Annotated in this window: 19 protein-coding genes and 1 tRNA gene; 8 read left to right on the top strand and 12 right to left on the bottom strand. The window is 71.7% G+C overall.

Features of this window, described 5'->3' with window-relative positions:
- Positions 1 to 148: 148 nt before the first annotated feature.
- Positions 149 to 436 (top strand): helix-turn-helix domain-containing protein, encoded by a 288-nt coding sequence (locus KY462_08660; GenBank protein MBW3577791.1) that lies wholly within the window; start codon positions 149 to 151, stop codon positions 434 to 436.
- Positions 437 to 540: 104 nt separating this feature from the next.
- Here the strand turns inward: KY462_08660 and KY462_08655 are convergent, their stop codons facing one another.
- Together KY462_08655 and KY462_08650 are read right to left on the bottom strand one after the other, a co-directional pair.
- Entirely contained in the window at positions 541 to 1,920 is a 1,380-nt protein-coding gene (locus tag KY462_08655) for a site-specific integrase (GenBank protein MBW3577790.1), read from the bottom strand.
- 101 nt (positions 1,921 to 2,021) lie between these two features.
- Positions 2,022 to 2,095: transfer RNA gene (locus tag KY462_08650), tRNA-Ala, on the bottom strand.
- A gap of 405 nt (positions 2,096 to 2,500) precedes the next feature.
- On the opposite strand from KY462_08650, the gene KY462_08645 reads away from it, so the two are divergent.
- A complete protein-coding gene (locus KY462_08645) occupies positions 2,501 to 2,683 on the top strand; it encodes a hypothetical protein (protein MBW3577789.1) in 183 nt (60 codons plus the stop codon).
- Between the two features lie 268 nt (positions 2,684 to 2,951).
- Here the strand turns inward: KY462_08645 and KY462_08640 are convergent, their stop codons facing one another.
- The 4 genes from KY462_08640 to KY462_08625 form a co-directional block, all read right to left on the bottom strand.
- The gene (locus tag KY462_08640; GenBank protein ID MBW3577788.1) at positions 2,952 to 3,566 is read right to left on the bottom strand and encodes a hypothetical protein; all 615 of its coding nucleotides are present in this window, start codon (positions 3,564 to 3,566) and stop codon (positions 2,952 to 2,954) included.
- A 183-nt stretch (positions 3,567 to 3,749) separates the two neighbouring features.
- Complete coding sequence (locus KY462_08635; GenBank protein MBW3577787.1) at positions 3,750 to 5,027, bottom strand: molybdopterin molybdotransferase MoeA; 1,278 nt, start codon at positions 5,025 to 5,027, stop codon at positions 3,750 to 3,752.
- Positions 5,024 to 5,890, bottom strand: coding sequence for a UTP--glucose-1-phosphate uridylyltransferase GalU (galU, locus tag KY462_08630; protein ID MBW3577786.1), 867 nt, complete (start codon positions 5,888 to 5,890; stop codon positions 5,024 to 5,026). The genes KY462_08635 and galU overlap by 4 nt, the downstream gene beginning before the upstream one ends.
- Positions 5,891 to 6,024: 134 nt before the next feature.
- The gene (locus KY462_08625) at positions 6,025 to 8,049 is read right to left on the bottom strand and encodes a diguanylate cyclase (protein MBW3577785.1); all 2,025 of its coding nucleotides are present in this window, start codon (positions 8,047 to 8,049) and stop codon (positions 6,025 to 6,027) included.
- Between the two features lie 66 nt (positions 8,050 to 8,115).
- Between KY462_08625 and KY462_08620 the strand changes: the two genes are divergently transcribed.
- Together KY462_08620 and KY462_08615 are read left to right on the top strand one after the other, a co-directional pair.
- On the top strand, positions 8,116 to 8,703 hold the full coding sequence (locus tag KY462_08620) for a 5-formyltetrahydrofolate cyclo-ligase (protein ID MBW3577784.1): 588 nt from the start codon (positions 8,116 to 8,118) through the stop codon (positions 8,701 to 8,703).
- 136 nt (positions 8,704 to 8,839) lie between these two features.
- Positions 8,840 to 9,220, top strand: a complete 381-nt coding sequence (locus KY462_08615) for an FmdB family transcriptional regulator (protein ID MBW3577783.1) — start codon at positions 8,840 to 8,842, stop codon at positions 9,218 to 9,220.
- Between the two features lie 130 nt (positions 9,221 to 9,350).
- Here the strand turns inward: KY462_08615 and KY462_08610 are convergent, their stop codons facing one another.
- Positions 9,351 to 9,638 (bottom strand): TMEM165/GDT1 family protein, encoded by a 288-nt coding sequence (locus KY462_08610; protein ID MBW3577782.1) that lies wholly within the window; start codon positions 9,636 to 9,638, stop codon positions 9,351 to 9,353.
- A gap of 139 nt (positions 9,639 to 9,777) precedes the next feature.
- On the opposite strand from KY462_08610, the gene KY462_08605 reads away from it, so the two are divergent.
- Both KY462_08605 and KY462_08600 read left to right on the top strand, forming a co-directional pair.
- Positions 9,778 to 10,437 (top strand): hypothetical protein, encoded by a 660-nt coding sequence (locus tag KY462_08605; protein ID MBW3577781.1) that lies wholly within the window; start codon positions 9,778 to 9,780, stop codon positions 10,435 to 10,437.
- A 402-nt stretch (positions 10,438 to 10,839) separates the two neighbouring features.
- A complete protein-coding gene (locus KY462_08600) occupies positions 10,840 to 11,730 on the top strand; it encodes an undecaprenyl-diphosphate phosphatase (protein MBW3577780.1) in 891 nt (296 codons plus the stop codon).
- 45 nt (positions 11,731 to 11,775) lie between these two features.
- Here the strand turns inward: KY462_08600 and KY462_08595 are convergent, their stop codons facing one another.
- The 4 genes from KY462_08595 to ettA all read right to left on the bottom strand — a co-directional run bounded on the left by KY462_08595 (position 11,776) and on the right by ettA (position 16,976).
- The gene (locus KY462_08595) at positions 11,776 to 12,300 is read right to left on the bottom strand and encodes a GNAT family N-acetyltransferase (GenBank protein MBW3577779.1); all 525 of its coding nucleotides are present in this window, start codon (positions 12,298 to 12,300) and stop codon (positions 11,776 to 11,778) included.
- Complete coding sequence (locus tag KY462_08590) at positions 12,300 to 13,658, bottom strand: TldD/PmbA family protein (protein MBW3577778.1); 1,359 nt, start codon at positions 13,656 to 13,658, stop codon at positions 12,300 to 12,302. The genes KY462_08595 and KY462_08590 overlap by 1 nt, the downstream gene beginning before the upstream one ends.
- Positions 13,655 to 15,055: a TldD/PmbA family protein gene (locus KY462_08585; protein ID MBW3577777.1), complete on the bottom strand. Its 1,401-nt coding sequence runs from the start codon at positions 15,053 to 15,055 to the stop codon at positions 13,655 to 13,657. The genes KY462_08590 and KY462_08585 overlap by 4 nt, the downstream gene beginning before the upstream one ends.
- Before the next feature lie 124 nt (positions 15,056 to 15,179).
- Entirely contained in the window at positions 15,180 to 16,976 is a 1,797-nt protein-coding gene (gene ettA / locus KY462_08580) for an energy-dependent translational throttle protein EttA (GenBank protein ID MBW3577776.1), read from the bottom strand.
- Between ettA and KY462_08575 the strand changes: the two genes are divergently transcribed.
- Complete coding sequence (locus tag KY462_08575) at positions 16,975 to 18,450, top strand: fused MFS/spermidine synthase (protein MBW3577775.1); 1,476 nt, start codon at positions 16,975 to 16,977, stop codon at positions 18,448 to 18,450. The two genes, ettA and KY462_08575, sit on opposite strands and share 2 nt — an antisense overlap.
- Positions 18,447 to 18,746, top strand: coding sequence for a hypothetical protein (locus KY462_08570; GenBank protein MBW3577774.1), 300 nt, complete (start codon positions 18,447 to 18,449; stop codon positions 18,744 to 18,746). The genes KY462_08575 and KY462_08570 overlap by 4 nt, the downstream gene beginning before the upstream one ends.
- Here KY462_08570 and KY462_08565 read toward each other — a convergent pair.
- Positions 18,726 to 19,523, bottom strand: coding sequence for a potassium transporter TrkA (locus KY462_08565; GenBank protein ID MBW3577773.1), 798 nt, complete (start codon positions 19,521 to 19,523; stop codon positions 18,726 to 18,728). The two genes, KY462_08570 and KY462_08565, sit on opposite strands and share 21 nt — an antisense overlap.
- Between the last annotated feature and the right edge of the window lie 224 nt (positions 19,524 to 19,747).

The following is a 19,747-nucleotide window of genomic DNA, read 5'->3' as shown; positions in this document are numbered from 1 at the left end:
CTACCAGCAGATCGCCACTCCGTTCGAATGGAAGTTCACCCGAACCGATCTCGACCGCGTTCTGGCCCGCTGCGACATGGCCGCCGCAGCCTGAACCGATACGTCAACGAACTTCCGTGCCAGAGCAGTAAGTGGCAACCCGTCGACCATGCGCGAAGCCCATGAGGTCGATGTGGTCGTGTGGCGCTATCCCGACATGTGCCGCCATTGGGGAGTGAGCAGGGCCACAATCGAGCGCTGGGTCAGACGCTACGAGCAGTCGGGCGAGGGCATCCCCGTTCATCGAGACCCCTCAGGGCGGCCGTACTGGCTGGCTCACGAGGCGTCAGGCGACGCCGTCGGCAGCAGCGGCACGATCCTACGCGTGAAGATGAAAACGGATGATCGCCTGGCACAGCTACGTCGGGCGGCTCGGCGCGGGTACAGATCGGCTTGACGACCGCGCGGGGCGGCCGCGTTGCCGCCCTCAACCGCGCCAGGTCTCCGCCGGTCCCGAGGGGTCCGAGGAACATCGCCGGGCCAGGCCTCGAGCGTCGATACTCAACCGCGCGGGTCCCCCAACTCTGCCGCAGCCCTCGCCGCCCGGCGGGCTCGGCCTGGCCGGGCTCCCACGTACAGCTGGTACAGCGTGTAGCCGTCGCCGTGGCCCAGGTGTTGGGCGACATCCTCTGGGTCGAGCCGGAGTTCGAACAGCTGCCACACCGCAGCGGCGTGGCGCCAGTCGTGTGGTGTGAACCTCCAGCGCCGCCGGTTCTGGCCCCGGCACCGACCCGGGTCGTGGCCCTGGTGCGAGCAGTAGTCGGGGAGTTCCTCCCAGCCGTAGTCGAGGGCCCAGCGGTCGAACCGGCGCTTGTTCCAGCGACCGACCGGCCACGTTGAACCCTCGGGGGCTCCGAACAGGTAGCCGTCAGCGTTCGCCTGGATACTCTCGAGATCTTCCGCCAGCCACGCCGGTACCCACACGTCCCGGTGCTTGCGGTGCTTGGGCGGCGACTGCTTCTTGGAGTTCCGGTCGGCGCGTTCTTCGACTGACAGCCAGCCGTTGCCCTCGTCGTCGCGGTGGAAGCGGTCCACGCGGGCTGCGAGCGCTTCGCCGATCCGCGGTCCCGAGAAGGCGAGCAGGTCGAGAAGGATCCGGTTGTCGCGACCGTGGTGCTGTTCGACCCAGGTGTGGAACGGCAGGAGCACCCGGTTGAGGTCGGGGATGTCGTCCTTGGGGACGGGTGTGATGTTGCCGCGGGCGCCCTTCCGGCGGGCGCCCGCGCGGGGGTCGGCGGCACGCTTGATGTTGGCGGTGTCGATTTGCCCGATCGGTAGCCACTTGATGCGAACCCCCCAGGTGATGATCGCGGTGAGGCACTCGTGAGCTGCCCGGTACGTCCCGTGCGCGCGTCGCGAGAGCACGTGGCTGAGGGCCTCGACCGCGATGGGGGCGGTCAGCTCGCCCAGTGGGATCTGTGCCAGAGGCAGTCGCGTAGCGGTCCCTGGTCGGGGGACGACGACGGTGATGTGGTCGTCGAGCAACCAGTTGGCGGCGACCGATCTGACCTTCTTCGCGTAGTCCGGCGACCAGTCGGGGTGGCGGGCCGGATCGAGCCAGTGTTCGGCCAACTGCCCGAAGGTCGCATCCAGCCGCGTGCCGGTCGTCTGTGCCACCATCGTGGCTTCGAGTGCCCGCAGGTCGCGTTCGATGCGCAGCCAAGCCTGGTCGTCGAGCTGACGGGCCGTGCGGTGCACGCGCTTGCCGCGTGTGCCGTCCTCACGCAGGGGCGGGTCGTAGAAGGTCCACCGGTACGAGCCGTTCGCACCACGGGCGCCGGGCTGCGATGGCGGCGAGACGAGCAGCCCCCAGTCGAGCTCGACCGACTGTCCGCGCTCGAGTCGGCGAGTGAGGCGGCTGCGGTCCACGAGAGGAGTCACCGGGCGTCTCCTGCGTTGCCAGCGTGTTGCACGCAACACACTCTAACGAAAGAGTCCGCCCGGAAAGCAAGGGACTCGGCGTTTCCACCGGGTTCTGCGAGTGGAGGTGATCGGATTTGAACCGACGACTTCTTCGTTGCGAACGAAGCGCTCTGCCAGGCTGAGCTACACCCCCGGACAGCCCGCGAAACGGGCGTTCGGATGCTATCGACACGACCGGGGACAGGCTACCGGCTCCGCTAGCGGCGCAGTGCCGACCCGGGTGCAACGCGGCGTCAACCGGCCGGGTCCCGCTCGCCGGTGGCGACCTCGAGCGCCTGACGTGCGCGTCCAGCGCAGCGCGCAGTCGCCGCTGGGCGAGGGCGGTGGTGAGGTCGCCGCGGGTGCGTTCGGTGATGGCCCGCGCCCCGTCGGTCGCCCGACGCAACCCGCGGGTGAGCGCGTCCGGGACGTCGATCGTGACCAGTGTGGCGAGGATCTCGTCCATCCGTTCCAGTGCGCCCTCAGCGGTGTCCAGGTCCTCGTGGCGGATCCGATCGAGGCAGTGGCGCCGTAGCTCGCCGACCGTCTCGGCGAGGCCATGCAGCCACGAGCCGTCGTCCACGCCGACCTCCGCAGGCGTCGGCCACCTCTCGCCGGTCACGGCCGCAGCGGTGAGGTAGGCCTCGGCGTGCTCCTTGGCCGCGTCCTGCAGGAAACCGCCGTACAGGACCTCGGGTTGGTCACCAGCCGCAGCGAACGCCCGGTCGAGCTGCTCGCGTGACTCTCGGATCAGAGCGCGCGCCCGGTCGACCTCGCCGCGGTGGATCGCCCGGATCGCGTTTGCGGCCGCGCGGATGGCATCCCGCGAAGCCCGGAAGGCAGCCTCACGGGACTCGTGGCGGTGCAGGAACCGGCTGCGGACCGGCTCGGTCAGGCTGGCCAGGTCGGGCGTCTCAGCGCAAGCGTCGGTCAGCGGTCAATGACTCCAACAGGCGGTCGCCTTGGCTCACCCCGACAGCGCCAGCGGTCGGGACTCGCGACTCCCACTCCTACTCGTCCCAGCGGCGGATGCGAACACTGGACCGAGGCTGCCACGGTTCGCTGCCGTGGCGCGCGACCTGCAGGCCGCCGGTCGTCTCCACCGGCGCCCCGGCGCCGACCGCCACCGGAAGGCGATCGAATGCCCCGTCGGATGCCCTGTCGGATGCCCTGTCGGATGCCCCGTGGGATGCCACGTCACCGTCGGGCAGGCTGCGCACGATCGGCGCCACGCGATCCACCCGGCGCTTCCACCGCAGCAGCAGCCGGACGTACCCGGCGAGGAGGGCCGCCGACCCGAAGAACACCGACCATGCCAGCCCACGCAGGGCGAATGCGAGCGGCAGGCTCACCGCGGTCGTGAGCAGGAGCCGGACGAACATGCGCCGGCGCTGGGTCAGCACCGAACTGCGTCGCCGCTTCCGTTCGTCGACGATGCGGCTGGCGTCGCGTGGAACGTAGATGTAGCGGCCGCCCGCGCCGACATCGCGACGGGCCAGGACGTCCATGGCCCGCTCGAAGGTGCCCACGCTGGTCGTCGGCGACGACCGGCGCGCCCGCAGGGCGCCCGGCACCAGCACCAGGCCCCAGATCAGCGCCAGCAGCATCACCCATGCGCCGTTCACCAGGATGTGCCCCTCCCCGCGGCCAACGGACCCTGGCCGGACCTGCGCCGACGGTATCACCCGACCCCCGCTGCGCCGAAGCACCCGCGACGCTGTGAGTCGCCGCAGCCGGCGCGGAACGCAAGGCCTGCCCTGACCACCGGCAGCGACCGCAGGGGCGTCAGTTCCCAGGCGCCGCCGCCTCTACGGCTCGACGAGGAGGTGAACCGTGACCCGCGTGCCGGCGGGGACCTCGGTGCGCTGTTCGGGGATCTCCGCCAACCCGTCGGCGGCCAGCAGTGAGCTGATCGTGTGCGCTCCCTGCGGTCCGGTGAGCGACGCCGACCAGCCGCTGGCGTCCTGCCGCAACCGCACCCGCAGGAAGGTCCGCCGACCCGGCGGGGTGACGACCGCCTCGGTCAGCTGCGCGCTCACGGTGGGGCGTGACAGGTCACGCCGCCCCTGCAGGCGGCGGAGGGCGGGGCGGACCAGAACCTCGAACGACACGAAGCCCGACACGGGTTGGCCCGGGAGCCCGAACACGGGGACGCCCCGGACCCGGCCGTACAGGTGCGGCCCTCCGGGTTCGATGGCGACCGTGGCGGCATGGACCTCGCCGAGCATGGCGAGGACGTCACGGACGTGGTCGTAGGCCCCGGCTCTGAGCCCGCCCGTCGTCACGATCACATCGGCGTGGCCGAGGTTGGAGTCGAACGCGTCGATCAGCGCCCGCCGGTCGTCGGCAACGATGCCGGCCCAGAACGCCACGGCGTCGGCCTGGCGGACCTGCGCAGCCAGCATCGGGCCGTTGGAGTCGCGGGTCGTCCCCGGCGACGGCGACTGCTCGAGAGCGACCAGGTCGCTGCCCGTGGACAGGATGACGACGCGGGGACGTGGGTAGCAGCGCACCGGGGCGAGACCGAGCGCTGCCAGCGCAGCGATGTCTCCCGGGCGGAGCCGGCGGCCGGCACGGATCAGACGGGTGTCGGCCGTGATGTCCTCGCCCGCGGCTCGGATGTTGGCTCCCGGCTGCGGCGCCACGAAGATCGCCACGACGGCGCCTTCCTGGCGGGTGACCTCCACGGGCACCACCGTGTCCGCCCCGTCGGGGACCGGTGCGCCGGTCATGATCGCCAGCGCCGTGCCCGGCCGGAGCTTCGGCGGGACACCGGGCACAGCCCGGATCTCCCCTGCGACGCGGAGGCGCACCGGCTGGTCGGCGCTGGCCTCGCTCACGTCGGCCGCCACGACCGCGTATCCGTCGATCGCGGAGCTGCGCAACGGCGGGAGGCTCTCGGACGGCACCACATCCTCGGCGAGGACCAGCCCGAGCGCGTCGGGCAACCGCAGCTCGATCGGCTCCAGCGGCTCCAGGTCGGCCAGGATGCGCTCCCGGTAGGCGTCGACCGCGACCATGTCGTCCCGCGCCACAACGTCGGTGCCGGCGCGCCTCCCGACACCGCTGGCGACCGGGTCGCTCACGTCCGGCTCCGCCGTTCGGCCAGGAAGTCCTCCAGCCACTCCAGGAAAGGCCCGGCGATGTCGGAGCGGTCGGCGGCAAGTGCGACGTTGGCTTTGAGGAAGCCGATCACGTCGCCGATGTCGTGTCGCGGCCCCGTGTACTCGACCGCGATGATCGGCTCACGGCGCGCCAGCGTCCGCAGGGCATCCGTCAGCTGGATCTCACCACCCTCGCCGGGCTCGGTGTCGGCCAGCACGTCGAAGACGTCGGGATCCAGGACGTACCGACCGATGATCGCAAGATCCGACGGTGCGTCATCGGCGTCGGGCTTCTCGACCAAGTCGCGCACGTCGTACACCCCGTCCTCACCGCGTCGCGGATCGGCCTCGACGATCCCGTACGAGCTGACCTGCTGCGCGGGGACGGACACCACGGCGACGACGGGGCGGCCGTGACGTTCGAACAGCTCGATCATGCGCTCGAGAAGCTTCTCGTCGGGGTCGACGATGTCGTCACCGAGTAGTACGGCGAACGGCGCGTCCCCGACGTGCTGGCGCGCCTGCAGGACAGCGTGGCCGAGCCCGAGCTGTTGCGTCTGACGGACGTAGTGCATGTTGGTGAGCTCAGCCAGGCGGATGACCTCCGCTCGCTCGTCTTCCTTGCCCTTGCCGCGCAGCACGTCCTCGAGCTCGGGGTTGCGGTCGAAATGGTCGGCGATCGCCTGCTTGTTCCGCCCGGTGACGACCAGGACGTCGTCCAGGCCAGCCTGGACGGCCTCCTCGACCATGTACTGGATCGCCGGCCGGTCCAGCACCGGCAGGGTCTCCTTGGGCTGCGCCTTGGTGACCGGCAGGAAACGGGTGCCGTACCCGGCTGCGGGCAGGACAGCTTTGCGGACGCCAACGGCCGCGTGATCGTCGCTCACGGGGGCTCCTCGACGGTTTCGACCCGTGAGCGTAGGGGCGAGCAGCGCATCCCCGCCGGTTCCGACCTGACCGGGCGGCCCCTGCGCGGCGCTCACGCCGTCTCGGACGCCACCCGTGGCGGGACCTCGTCGGCGGTGACGACCCGGTCGCGTCCCGCCTGCTTCGCCGCGTACATCGCCTGGTCGGCCGCGCGGAGCAGCTCGTCGACGGAGCGCTCCGATCCCCGCGTCGCCACCACACCCAACGAGACCGTCACCCAGAGATCACCCGCTTCCGTCTCCACGGGTGACGCGGCGACCGCCTGTCGGATCCGTTCGGCAGTGCGCGTGGCGCCCTGGAGATCGGTCTCGGGCAGGACCAGGACGAACTCCTCCCCGCCGTAGCGCGCCACGGTGTCGACCTCGCGGACCTGCGCCGAAACGCGCTGTGCGACCTCGACCAGGACCACGTCGCCGACCGGGTGGCCGTAGCGGTCGTTGACGGCTTTGAAGCGGTCGATGTCCAGGATGATCATGGCGAGGTCGTGCCCGAAGCGCGCGGCCCGCTCGACCTCCTCCTCCGCCCGCTGGCGGAAGTACCTCAGGTTCCACAGCCCGGTGAGGCCGTCGGTGATGGACGCCTGCTGGGTCGCCTGGTGCAGGCGGACGTTCTCGATCGCGACCGACGCCTGCGCCGCGAACGACCGCAGCGTGTACAGGTCGGCGGCGTCGAATGGCGCCCCGTCAGCCCGGTCGTAGAGCACCAGGACGCCGATCAGCTGGCCGAGATCGGGGCTGAACAGGGGCACGGCGAGCAACGCGTCCGCGGTCGGCTCACCGGGATCGGGGGCGGGCACCTGGTCGCCGTCCTGGGGCAATCGCACCACCGACGCGGTCTGCGCCACCCACCCCACCACCCCGGAGCCCATCGCGAACGTGCGGTCGACCTCGTCCGGGGCCAGCCCCCTGGCGACCTTGACGTAGAGCTCGCTCCGGCCGGGCGCCAGCATGAACAGCGCGGCCCGCTCGGCGGTCAGCGCTGCGCTGGCCGCCTCCACCACGGCCGCCAGCGTCCGGTTGAGGTCGAGCGTCGACGACAGGGTCTGACCGAGGCGGTCCAGGGAGTCCTGCAGCGCGTCGCGCGAGCGCTCCAGCTCCTGGACCTGCCCGCGCAGGTTGTCGGTCATCGCGTTGAACGCTGCGCCGAGGACCGCGAGCTCGTCGCGACCTCGGACGTCGATGCGGCGGTCGAGGTCGCCAGAAGCCACGTCGCGGGCCGCCGCGGCCAGCTCTCGGACCGGTTGGACGACGACCTGCGCGACGAGCCAACCCAGCGCCGCGGCCGTCAAGGCCACGACCGCCAGGATCACGATCGTCGCCAACGTCACCCACCGCCGCGCCGCACCGATCGGCTCCCACGAGGTGCTGGCCACGATGCTCCAGTCGTCGACCGCGACCGACTGCACGATCTGACGGTCGAGCGTGGCGGCAACAGTCTCCGCGGGGCTTCGCCCACCATCGGCGTCGGCCAGGTCGGCCCCGGTCGTGGTCGCGACCGGCTGTCCGTCCACGAACAACGTCAGGTCGAACCGGGAGCCGCTCAGCTCCTCGGCGAGGCGTCGATCCACCCAACGCCCCGCGAGGATCCGACCCAGGGTGCGCCCACCGGCGTCCTCGACCGTCCTGGCCCTGCCCAGGACGAACGGGGTGGTCCGCCCCTGCGTGGCCGCCGCTGCCAGCGTGGCTTCGTCGGGGATCGCGACGTCGGCGAGGACCTGGGCCGGCTCGGTGCGAGCGGCCAGCACCGCCCCGCCCTCGTCGGTCACCACGACGACGTCGGCGCGACCACGCCCGCCGAACGCGCTCTGGACCGCGGCACGGACCGCGGCGGCGTCGCCGTCGCTCAACGCCGCACCCAGCGCCCGCTCCCGCGCTGCGAGGTCCTCAGCGAGATCGCCGGCCCGCTCCCGGACCAGCTCAACCTGCTCGAGGACGCTCTGCAAACCCAGCGTCAGCTGGTCGATGGCGCGGGTCTCGAGCTCGCGGATCAGCACCGCACGGGCGGTGACCGCAGCGACCGTCAACGGCAGCATCACGATGATGCTGAAGTACACGGTCAGCCGGATCCTCAGGCTCACCCGGTCTCCTCGGTCGGAGGCCGCACCTTACGATTCTCGGCGGGCAAGTGCCGGGAGGACGCCGACGTGACGGTGGAGGAGGTCACCAGGCGCAAGCGTGAGCTGCGCCGCGACCGCCGCATCCGTCGCGCCGAGCTGGTCCCCACCGAACGCGCCCGCGCCTCCGCCGATGCTGCTCGCCACCTGCTCGAGCTGCCGGAGGTGACGGGTCGGCGTTTGGTGGCGTTCTACGCCCCGTTGGGTGACGAGGCCGACCCGCTCCCGGCCGCGCGAACGCTGCTGCGACGCGGGGCGTCGATCGCCCTGCCGCGGGTCGAGGCCACCGAGCTCGTCCTGGTCGCGACCCCCGACCTGGATGCACTGTCGACCGGGTACCGGGGCGTCCGCGAGCCGTTGGGACCGGCGGTCGACCCTGCGGCCGTGGCCGCGATCGTGGTCCCAGGGGTGGCGTTCGATCGGTTCGGCGGCCGGCTCGGGCAAGGCGGCGGCCACTACGACCGGCTGCTGGCGGCCCTTCCGCGCGACATCACACGGATCGGGTTCTGCTTCGCCTGCCAGCTGGTCGCCGAGGTTCCGAGCTCGCCGCACGACGAGCTGGTCGATGTCGTGGTCACCGAGGAGGGCGTCATCCGCATCCGGCCGGTGGTCGCTTGAGTCGACCGTGGGAACATCGCATGCTCGCCAGCGGTTGGCACTCGGTGCAGGCGATGCCAAGCTGGGTGTGCGACCGCCGGCTGTCTGGTGTGCGAGCCGTTGGCGCGGCCAGGCCCGTAGCGAGGAGTTATGCGACATGCCGACGTACGAGTACGCGTGCCGTGACTGCGGCGAGCACCTCGAGGTGGTGCAGTCCTTCCGCGACGACGCCTTGACCCAGTGCCCCGCCTGCCACGGCCGGCTCCGGAAGGTCTTCAGCGCTGCGGGCATCGTCTTCAAGGGGTCGGGTTGGCACATCAAGGACTACGCGAGGTCCTCCGGTGGCGAGCCCAAGGCCTCCCAGGCGGAAGGCGACTCCCAGGCGGAAGGCGACTCCAAGGCGGACAGCGCCTCGAAGGATGGCGCCTCGAAGGATGGCGCCTCCAAGGATGGCGCCTCCAAAAAGGCGACGGCCTCGGAGGGCAACAAGGCCCAGACGGGGGAGTCGTCGAGCGGCGGTGAGAAGCAGAGCGCCTGACGCACGCAGACGGCACGGCACGTCGTCGGCGTTCAGTCCCGGATCTCACCGCACGCAGACGGCACGGCACGTCGTCGGCGTTCAGTCCCGGATCTCGACGCACGCAGACGGCACGGCACGTCGTCGGCGTTCAGGCCCGGATCTCGCCGACGGCCTCCACGCCGACCGCGATCCCCACTGCGATGAACAGGATGGCCGCCGCCAGCCGTAGCCAGTCGCCAGGGATGACCCGAAGGAGCGCCACGCCGACCGCCACGGCCAGTGCGGTCGAGGCGACGAGCGCCAGCGCCGCCGCCGCCAGCACGGTGAAGCGGCCCATTCCCGAACCGACGAACGACACGATCGCGAGCTGCGTCTTGTCGCCCAACTCCGCCAGGAAGACGGCGCCGAACACGGTCGCGAAGACCTTCCAGTCCACGGGCGGCTCCTGAGGAAGGGACCCGGGACCATACTGACGGGCAGCGCACGCGAGTCACGGAGTTGAGCCGCACGGGCAGTCCACAGGCCACGCACGCTGACGATCGCCAGCGACCGCGGGGCCGTGCTCAGCTGTCGGCATGGGCCGCACCACCGGACCGCTTGCCGTGCTGCGTCGCCTCCTGGACGGGCCGCCACCGGCGTTCCCCCCGGCGCTGGACCGGGTGAGCCAGCGATGGGCCACCGCGTCGCCGCGGGCACGGATGGCCGTCACGGGTGCCGCGGTGGTCGTGATCGTCGCGCTGGCCGGTCACGGGGCCGCCCGCTCGCCGTGGGGTCCCGCGGTGCCGGTGCTGGTCGCAACCCATGACCTGTCGGCCGGACGGACGCTGCAGGCCTCGGACCTGCGCCCCGCCACCTGGCCGGCCCGTCTCGTTCCACCGTCCGCGCCCCGCGATGGCGCCGACGCGGCCGGGCGGGTCCTTGCGGTCGGCCTGCCGGCTGGGAACCTGCTGACGTCTGCGCACCTGGCGGATAGCGGGCTCGCCGCCACGCTCCCACCCGGCCGGGTCGCCGTGCCGGTGGCGCTGCCGGGAGTCGCGGTCACGGCCGCCCAACGGGTGGACGTGCTGACGGCAACCCCCGACGGTGGCGGGGTCCGGCTCGCGACGAGCGCGCGCGTCCTCAGCGTCGACGGCGACACGGTGTGGCTCGAGGTCGAACGCGAGGAGGCCGCCGCCGTGGCCGGCGCGGGAGCGTTCGGGCAGCTCACGGTCGCGGTGCTCCCCGCCGGCGGATGACCTTCGACCAGGTCGACGCGACCACCAGCCCGGCGCCGGCCCCACCGAGGACGTCAGCCGGCAGATGCTGCCCACCTGCATCACCACCAGCAGCACCGTTCCGACCGCGGCCGGTAGACGGTTGACCTGCCGGAAAACCGCCTTCTCCGCGGCACCGACACGACCGTCCACCGCCGCCGACGCGCCGACCGCAAGCAGCAGCAACCGGACCGCGACCCACGTGAGCGCCGTCACCTCGACCCGCGCCGCCACCGCCCCTCCCCGCTGGCCGGTTGGGCCGGCGAACGGGGCCGCACGCTACCGACCGGGCATTGACCGCATCAGCCTCCGCATCTGTCTCGGCGCGGGGTCAGTACGCTCCCGCGAGCCTCCCCGGAACTCCTTGCGTGAAAGGACCCCTTCTTGCTCCGCGCCGTCGTCCTGGGAGTGGTCCAGGGCCTGACCGAGTTCCTTCCGGTGTCGTCGTCGGGGCACCTGGTGATCGTCCCGTACCTGCTGGGGTGGCGCCAGCCGCAGCTCGCCTTCGACGTCGCCCTGCACATCGGGACGCTGATCGCAGTGGTGGGGTACTTCGCGGCGGATCTGTGGTACCTGGCGACCCGGGCGGTCGGGATCGGGGTGGTGGAAGCCGGCGAGGTGCCGCGAGCGCGCCGCACCATCGGACTGTTGGGGGTCGGGTCGGTACCGGCCGCGGCGGTCGGTGTGACAATGGAGGGCCACATCGAGGATGTCTTCGGCCAGCCGCTGGCGGTCGCGGGGTTCTTCCTGGTCACCGCCGCGCTGCTGTACAGCGCCGAGGTGGCCCGCCGCCGGCGGGCGCGTCAGCGCATCCCCTCCGGGGTCCAGGACGACGACGACATCCCGGCGTCGCTGGATCCCGGACGGGACGAGACCACGGTGGAGCTCGTGGACGCCGTGGTGATCGGCGTGGCGCAGGCCGCCGCGCTGCTGCCCGGGATCTCGCGGTCGGGTTCGACGATCGCGGCTGGGATGTTCCGCGGCCTGACCCGTGAAGCGGCGGCGCGGTTCTCGTTCCTGCTGAGCATCCCGGCCGTCGCCGGTGCGGCGATCGTGGAGGTCCCCACACTCGTCGCGGGGGAGATCGGCGACTTCTCCCCCGCGCAGGTCGTGGTCGGCGCGCTCGCCGCGGCCGTGTCCGGCTACTGGGCGATCCACTACCTGCTGCGGCTGGTGACCACCGAGGACCTGATCGGTTTCAGCCGCTACCTGGTGTTCCTCGCGGCGGTCGTCGCGGCCGGGTTCCTGTGGTTGGGGCCCGCCAGCCGCCTGTGACGGCGCGGCGACGAGCGGGAGCACCGGCGACCGTCCCTCGACCGGTCAGCGGTGTGTCGCGCCGGGACGTTCGTCGACCGTGATCGCCCAGCGCTCGTGGTCCCGCCACCCCCCGGCGATGTACAGATACCGCGGGGAGAAGCCCTCGTAGCGGAACTCGCACCGGGCCACCAGCCGCTTGGAGGCGATGTTGTCGGGTTGGATGTTGGCCTCGATCCGGTGCAGCGACAGCTCATCGAAGACCCGGTCCAGGACCAGTCGCAGCCCCTCGGTCATGTAGCCCTGGCCGGCGAACGGTGCGAAGGCGTAGAAGCCGACGTAGGTGCTTCGCGACATGCCGTGGACGATCTGGCTGAGGTTGAACACGCCCGTGATCGCCCCGCTGTCGCGCAGGCACACCAGGTTGCAGTCGGTGTCGTCTGCCTCGGCACGTATCAGGTACGTGTCGAACTCGCGGGCGTTGACCGGGGCGGTGACCCACGGGTTGTGCAGGTCGCGGCTGGCGCGCGCCAGGTCGACGAACTCGTCGCGGTCCTCCGCACGCGGCCGGCGGAGCGTCACGCGTGTCATCAGCGGCCGCTGACCGCCATCTCGCTGACCAGCACGGTCGATCCGCCCAGCGCCCCGCCGAACGGGAAGAACCGCAGGTCGCTCCCGACCGCGGTGATCGAGCGGAGCACCTCCACGATGGTGGACGCGACGGTGGCCTCCCGGAACGGTTCGGCGAGCTCCCCGCCACGCACCGCCAGGCCGGTCACCCCCACCGAGAAGTCCCCGCTGATCGGGTTCGCCCCGGAGTGGAGTCCGACGACCTCCTGGACGTACACCGCGTCCCCGGCGTCGGCGAGGATCCGCGACGGGTCCGCGTCGCCCGGTGACAGGTGCAGGTTGGTCGGAGCCACCCCCGGAGAGCTCTTGAAGCTGCCGCGGGAGGCGTTCCCGGTCGACCGTGTGGAGTCGCCGGACCGGTGCGCGGTCCAGGTGTTGTGCAGCAACGATCGCAGCACCCCATGTTCGATCACCACGGTGGTCTGGTGCGGCACGCCTTCGGCGTCCCACGGGGCGGTGGCGGGCCCGTCGGGTCGCAGCCCGTCGTCGACCAGCGTCAGCGCCTCACCGGCCACGTGATCGCCGAGCCGGTCGGCGAACAAGGACCGGCCCTTCAACACCGCCTCCGCCGACAGCGCCCGGGCCAGTACGCCCAGGAACGCCGCGGTGGCGTGAGGATCGAACACCACCGCAGCTTTGCGGCTCGTCGGCTTGGTCGCGCCCAGCAGCCGCACCGCCCGCTCGGCGCCTTCCCGGCCGGCGCCGTCCACGTCGAGCTCGCCAGGGGCACGTCCGATCGTGAGTCCCATCCCCGTCTGTGTCTCGTCGTCCTGGGACGCCAGCGGCAGCACGAACGCCCACGCGTCGGTCCGCGCTGCGGCGCTCTCCACACCGCGCGTCGACACCAACGCCACCTCGACGTAGGCATCGCCGTACTTGGCCATGTCGACGCCGCGCACCCGCGGGTCGGCGGCGGTGGCGGCCCGTTCGAGGTCCAGCGCCAGCTGGATCTTGCGATCCACGGGAACGTCCAGGAAGCCCGGCCGGGTCAGGTCTCCCACGTCCGGCGGTGTCTGGGGGTCGGGGAGGACGTTGGCCTCGTCGGGGGTGGCAACCGCCGCGTTGCTGCGCGCTTCGTCGAGTGCCGTGGCGAGGGCCTCGTCGGTCACCATGGCGGTCGAGGCGTACCCTTGGCGGCCGTCGAGGATCACCCGGACCCCCACCCCCCGCGTCTCCGCGGACGACAGCGCGTCCACCTCGCCCCGGAGCGCTTCGACCTCGGTCTCGACCTTGCGCAGCGCGAACGCTTCGACCTCCTCATCGCCGCTGGCCCGATCCACCACGCGGTGGGCGAGGTCGGCCAGTTCCGCCCCGCTCATGCGGTCCCCCCCACCGTGATCCGGGCGATGCGCAAGGTGGGTGTCCCGAACGCCACCGGAACACCCTGACCGTCCTTGCCGCAGATGCCCTGGCGCTGCGCGAAGTCGGTCCCGACCGCGTCGATCCGCCGCAGGGTCTCGGGTCCGTTGCCGACCAGGTTGGCTCCGCGGACGGCGTGACGGATCTCACCCCCCTCGACCAGGTACGCCTCGGTCATGCCGAACACGAAGTCGCCGGTCGCCGGGTTGACCTGGCCACCACCCAGCCCCTTGCACAGCACGCCGCGGTCGAGGCTGGCGATCACCTCGTCGGGGTCAGCGTCGCCCGACACGATGTACGAGTTCGTCATCCGCGGGATCGGCACGTGGGCGTAGGACTGGCGACGGCCGTTCCCGGTGACAGGGAGGTCGAGCTTGCGGGAGCTGCGGTGGTCGCTGAGGTAGTCGACCAGGATGCCTTCGTCGAACAGGATGGTCCGTTGCGCCGGCGTGCCCTCGTCGTCGAACGCGTACGACCCCCACCCGTTCTGGACGGTGGCGTCATCGACGCCCGACAGCAGATCGCTCCCGATCCTCTCGCCGCGGCGGCCGGCGTAGACGCTGGCCTCCTTGGCCACGATGTCGGCCTCGAGCCCGTGCCCGCACGCCTCGTGGAACAAGACCCCGCCGTCGCCGCGCCACAGCACGACCGGCATCTCGCCACTGGGTGCAGGACGACTGTCGAGCATGGCGACCGCCTGTCGGGCCGCGGCTCGAGCGACGTCCTCGGGGCGGTGGCTGTCGAACATCTCGTGTCCGGCGCTGGCACCCGGCCCCTCGAACCCGGTCTGGATCACGTCGTCGCGGGCAGCCACGACCTGTGTGGCCAAACGCGTCCGGGTGCGGTGGTCGTCGACCAGACGCCCCTCGCTGTTGGCGATCAGCACGTCGGTGGTGCCGTCGAGGTAGGTCACGATCACCTGCCTGACGTCACCCGAGACGTCGCGGGCCGCCTCGTCGGCCCGGACCGCCAACGCGACCAGGTCCTCCTTGTCGGCCTCGAACGGGTCGATGCGGACCGGATGGTCGACGCGGCGGTCGGGCCGGGTCAGGTCGTCCACGGAGCGGGTGGCTTCACCCTGCGCGCCCGCCGCCGCGACCCGCGCCGCCTCCAGCAGCGACTCGCGGTCGAGCACGTTGGTGTAGGCGTATGCGGTGCGGCCGCCGCGGATGACCCGGATGCCGGCCCCCAGGTCCAGCGACGAGGTCAGCTCCTCGACCCGCCGATCCTCCAGCCGCAGTGCCCGTCCCCGCTTGTGCTCGGCGTACAGCTCGGCGAAGTCCCCGCCCCGCGACAGCCCCGCCGTGAGCACCTCCCGGATCAGCACCTCGTCGAGGCGTTCAGCGAGCAGATCCACGGGGCGTCTCCGGCGGGTGGCGTCGCTCGGAGTGTAGGCAGCGGTCGGTGGGGTCCCGGCCGCCCCAGCCCGGTCGAAGAGCGATCGCCGCGGCGGCCACGGACGCCGGTTGGCGGCGGCCGTTTCAGCCCTCGCGGCGGCGGAGTGGCTTGTAGGTGATGCGGTGTGGCTGGTCGGCGTCAGCACCCAGGCGCCGACGGCGGTCCTGCGCGTAGTCGCTGTACCCACCCGGGTACCACACGGCCTGGCTGTCGCCCTCGAACGCGAGGATGTGGGTGGCCACCCGGTCGAGGAACCACCGGTCGTGGCTGATGATCATCGCGCATCCCGCGAAGGCCAACAGCGCCTCTTCCAGTGCCCGCAACGTGTCCACGTCCAGGTCGTTGGTCGGCTCGTCGAGGAGGATCAGGTTCCCGCCGCTGCGCAGCAGCCTGGCCATGTGGATGCGGTTGCGTTCCCCGCCGGAGCACCTGCCGACCTTCTTCTGCTGCTCCGCCCCGCGGAAGTTGAACGTCGCCACGTACGACCGGGCGTTGAGCTCACGCCCCCCGACGTCGAGCAGCTCGTGGCCGCCCGAGATCTCCTCGAACACCGTCCGGTCGGGGTCGAGGGCATCACGGTGCTGGTCGACGTACGCGAGCTGCACCGTCTCGCCGACGCGGATCTCGCCGGCGTCGGGCTTGTCGTCCCCGACGATCATCTGGAACAAGGTCGTCTTCCCGGCCCCGTTGGGACCCACCACCCCGACGATCCCTCCCGGCGGAAGCGAGAACGTGATGTCCTCGATCAGGAGCCGGTCGCCGTACCCCTTCCAGACGTGCTCCGCCTCGACCACGACGTCACCGAGGCGGGGACCGTCGGGGATCACGATCTCGGCGGTCCCGACCCGCTCGGCGGGCGACCGCGCCAGCAGGCTCTCGTAGGCCTGGATGCGGGCCTTGCTCTTGGCCTGCCGCGCCTTGGGTGACTGGCGCACCCACTCCAGCTCGCGTGCCAGCGTCTGCTGGCGGGTCGACTCGTGCTTCTCCTCCTGAGCGAGCCGTTGGCGTTTCTGATCGAGCCATCCCGAGTAGTTGCCGCGGTAGGGGTAGCCCTTGCCCCGGTCCAGCTCCAGCATCCATCCGGCGACGTTGTCGAGGAAGTAGCGGTCGTGGGTGACCGCCACGACCGTCCCCGGGTACTCCTGCAGGTGTCGCTCGAGCCATGCGACGCTCTGTGCGTCGAGGTGGTTGGTGGGCTCGTCGAGGAGCAGCAGGTCCGGCTTGGACAGAAGCAGACGACACAGCGCCACGCGCCGGCGCTCGCCACCCGACAGGGTGGACACGTCGGTGTCGCCGGGCGGGACCCGCAGCGCGTCCATCGCGATCTCGAGCGTGCGGTCCAGGTCCCAGGCGCCGGCCGCGTCGATGGCGTCCTGGACCTCGGCGAACTCGTCGTAGACGCGCTGCATCTCGCCGTCGTCGAGCGGTTCGGCCATCCGGGCGCTCAGCGCGTGGAAGCGTTCGACCAGCGCGGCGGCGTCGGCCACACCATCGAGGATGTTGCCGCGGACGTCCTTGCCGGGATCGAGGCGGGGCTCCTGGGACAGGAACCCGACGGTGTAGCCGTCGGCGAGCCACGCCTCGCCCTCGAAGTCGGGGTCCTGCCCGGCCATGATCCTCAGCAGGGTCGACTTGCCGGCACCGTTGGGTCCGATCACGCCGATCTTCGCGCCGGGCAGGAACGACAGCCAGATGTCGTCGAGGATCGCCCGGCCAGGCGGGACGACCTTCGACAGGCCCTTCATCACGTAGATGTACTCGGCCACACCAGCCCGCTGGTCGGGGACCCACCAGATCGCGGCGAGGGTACCGACGCACCGTGGCGACGCGGGGCCGCGACCGCGGTGAGAGCGCTGCGCGGGCGGGTACCGTCCCGCCATGTCCCCCGTCGCCGCCGGTCTGCTGGTGTTCGTCGCGTCGGGTTCGGTCCTGGTCCTGGAGATCCTCGCCGGCCGGCTCCTCGCCCCGTACGTGGGGGTGACGCTGGAGACCTACACCGCGATCATCGGGACGGTCCTCGCGGGGATCTCGCTGGGTAGCTGGCTCGGGGGACGCGCGGCCGACCGCATCGACCCGCGACTGCTGCTCGGCCCGCTGGTCGGCGCCGGCGGGGTGCTGGGTCTGATCGCCCCGACCGCGATCGCGGTGCTCGGCCAGAGCGCTGCGCTGCGCGGCGGCGGGCCCGTCGGCGTGGTCGCGCTGGCGCTGATCGGGTTCTTCGCGCCGGCTGCGGTGCTCAGCGCGGTCACCCCCGCGGTGGTGAAGCTCCAGCTCGACGACCTCGGCGACACCGGCACGGTGGTGGGGCGGCTCGCCGCGCTCGGCACCGCCGGCGCGATCGTCGGCACGTTCATGACGGGGTTCCTGCTGATCGCCCAGCTACCCAGCCGTGCGATCGTGCTGTCGGTCGGTGGCGGGCTCGTCGCGGTCGGTGTGGTCCTGTGGGTGGTGCTCCGCCCCGACCGTGCCCACGTGGCCGGGTTGATGGCGCTGGCCGGGCTGGCCGCCGCGTCGACGGCGGCGACGTTGGGAACCTGCGAGTACGAGAGCCCCTACTTCTGCGCGCGCGTCGTCGCCGAGCCGGGCGACCCGTCGCGGCGACTGCTGCTGCTGGACACCGTCCGCCACAGCTTCGTCGACGTCGACGACGCCACCCACCTGGAGTTCACCTACGCCCAGACCTTGAGCGACGTGGCCGCGGCGATCGCCCCACCGGGGCAACCGATCGACGCCCTGCACGTGGGCGGGGGCGGGTTCACCATGCCGCGCTACCTGGCGGCGACCCGGCCGGGGTCCACCAACGTCGTCCTGGAACTCGACGCGGTCCTGGTTCAGGTCGCCCGAGAGCAGCTGGGTCTGGAACCACAGCCCGGGCTGGACATCCGGGTGGGTGACGCGCGGGTGACGCTCCCGCAGCTGCCTGAGGGGGCGTTCGACCTGGTGATCGGCGACGCGTTCGGTGGCCTGACCGTCCCCTGGCACCTGACCACCCGGGAGTTCCTCGAGGAGATCGCCGCACGGCTGAGACCTGGAGGGGTGTACGCCATGAACCTCATCGACTACCCGCCGAACGCGTTCGCCCGGGCCGAGGTCGCGACGATGCGTCAGGTGTTCGAGCACGTGGCCGTGCTGGCCCCTCCCCCGCGGTTGCGTCACCAGGACGGCGGCAACTTCATCGTGGTGGGCTCCGACGCACCGATCCCCGTCGACCCGATCCTGGAGCGGAACACCCGCCGGGGCGACGACGAAGCGGCCGTGACGGGTCACGCGATCGACCGGTTCGTGGGCGACGCGCCCGTGCTCAGCGACGCCTACGCGCCGGTCGATCAGCTGATGAACCCCAGGCCGCGGTGAGCGCCTCCGATGAGGCGCTCGAGCCGCTGCTGCGCTGGCATGAGCAGACGGCCACGGCCCGGATCCCCCACAGCGCCCGCGACTACGTCCCCGAGCTGTTCGCCGAGCTGTGTGAGGCCGCCGAGGCGGGAACACCCGTCGATGAGGTGGCGCGCCGCCTGCGGGGCGCTTCCGGGGCCGACCGCCGCGCCCGGGCGCTTCGGATCCTGGAGCGGGTCGGGGCGGTGGACCGTGCGCTGAGCGCCCTTCAGGAGACCCAACGCCGGATCGCCACGCTAGGAGGCAGCGGTCGGTGAACGTGGGATGTCCTCGCGGGCCGGGTCGCCGTACGCCTCGGCGTTGAGGAAGATGCGGTGGGTGACGACCGCCCGATCGTGCGCCTCGTCCCCCTCGGGCCCGGCCTTGCGGGTGTCGAGCTCCGCGAGCTCCGGCGCGCGCCCGTAGAGGATGAGGGTGTCACCGGACAGGATCGGTGTGTCGCCGCGAGGCACGCCGATGTAGCTCCCGTCTCTGCGGGTCACGCCGAGCACGATGATCCCCTCGTCGGTGAGGCGACGGTCCAGCAGCTGGTCAGTGATGATCCAGTCCTCGTCCCCGACGGTCATCTCGGTGACGGCGTACGGCCCCGACAGCTTCAGCAACCGCGCGTAGTCGCGGGTATCGAGGTCGGTGTACTGCCGGAGCATGCGCGCGATCACCCGCGTCATCATCCGATCCATCCGCTCGTTCCGGGCGACCAGCAGCACGGCGACCAGCCCGGCGATGAGCACGACCAGACGTATCGCGGCCGTGCCCCGTCCCACGTTGGCGAAGGACAGCACGAACGTGGCGATGACCGTGGCGATCCCGGCGTTGCCCACGATCATCAGGGCCATCACGACGCGGCGGCGTACCGGGTGGTCGACCACCCGCTCGGCCTCGCCGGTTGTGAACCCGGTGTTGGTCAGCGCCGAACGGGCCTGGAAGCGCGCCGCCTCACGGGACAAGCCGGTGACCGTCAAGGCGACGGTCGCGATCCGCGCGATCAGGATCGAGACGATCACCACCACGATCACCGTTAGAACGGCGACCACGCCCGACTCCTCGTTCGCCTCCGCGCATGGTCGCGCAGATCCGCGGCCGACGCACGCAGCTCTGGCCGTCCGGTCGCCGCCAGAGCGGTATCCCGGGTCACAGCGCCCCCAGCGGCGGTGGTCGTGCGCACCGCGGCGAGCGTCGAAACGCTCCGGGCGGAGATCGCCAAGTGCGAACTCGTATGCGCCAACTGTCATCGCCGACGGACGTTCCGGCGACGGCG

It is taken from the genome of Actinomycetota bacterium (assembly GCA_019347675.1).
Classification (GTDB): Bacteria; Actinomycetota; Nitriliruptoria; order Nitriliruptorales; family JAHWKO01; genus JAHWKW01.
This window is presented reverse-complemented; position numbering and strand designations above follow the sequence as displayed.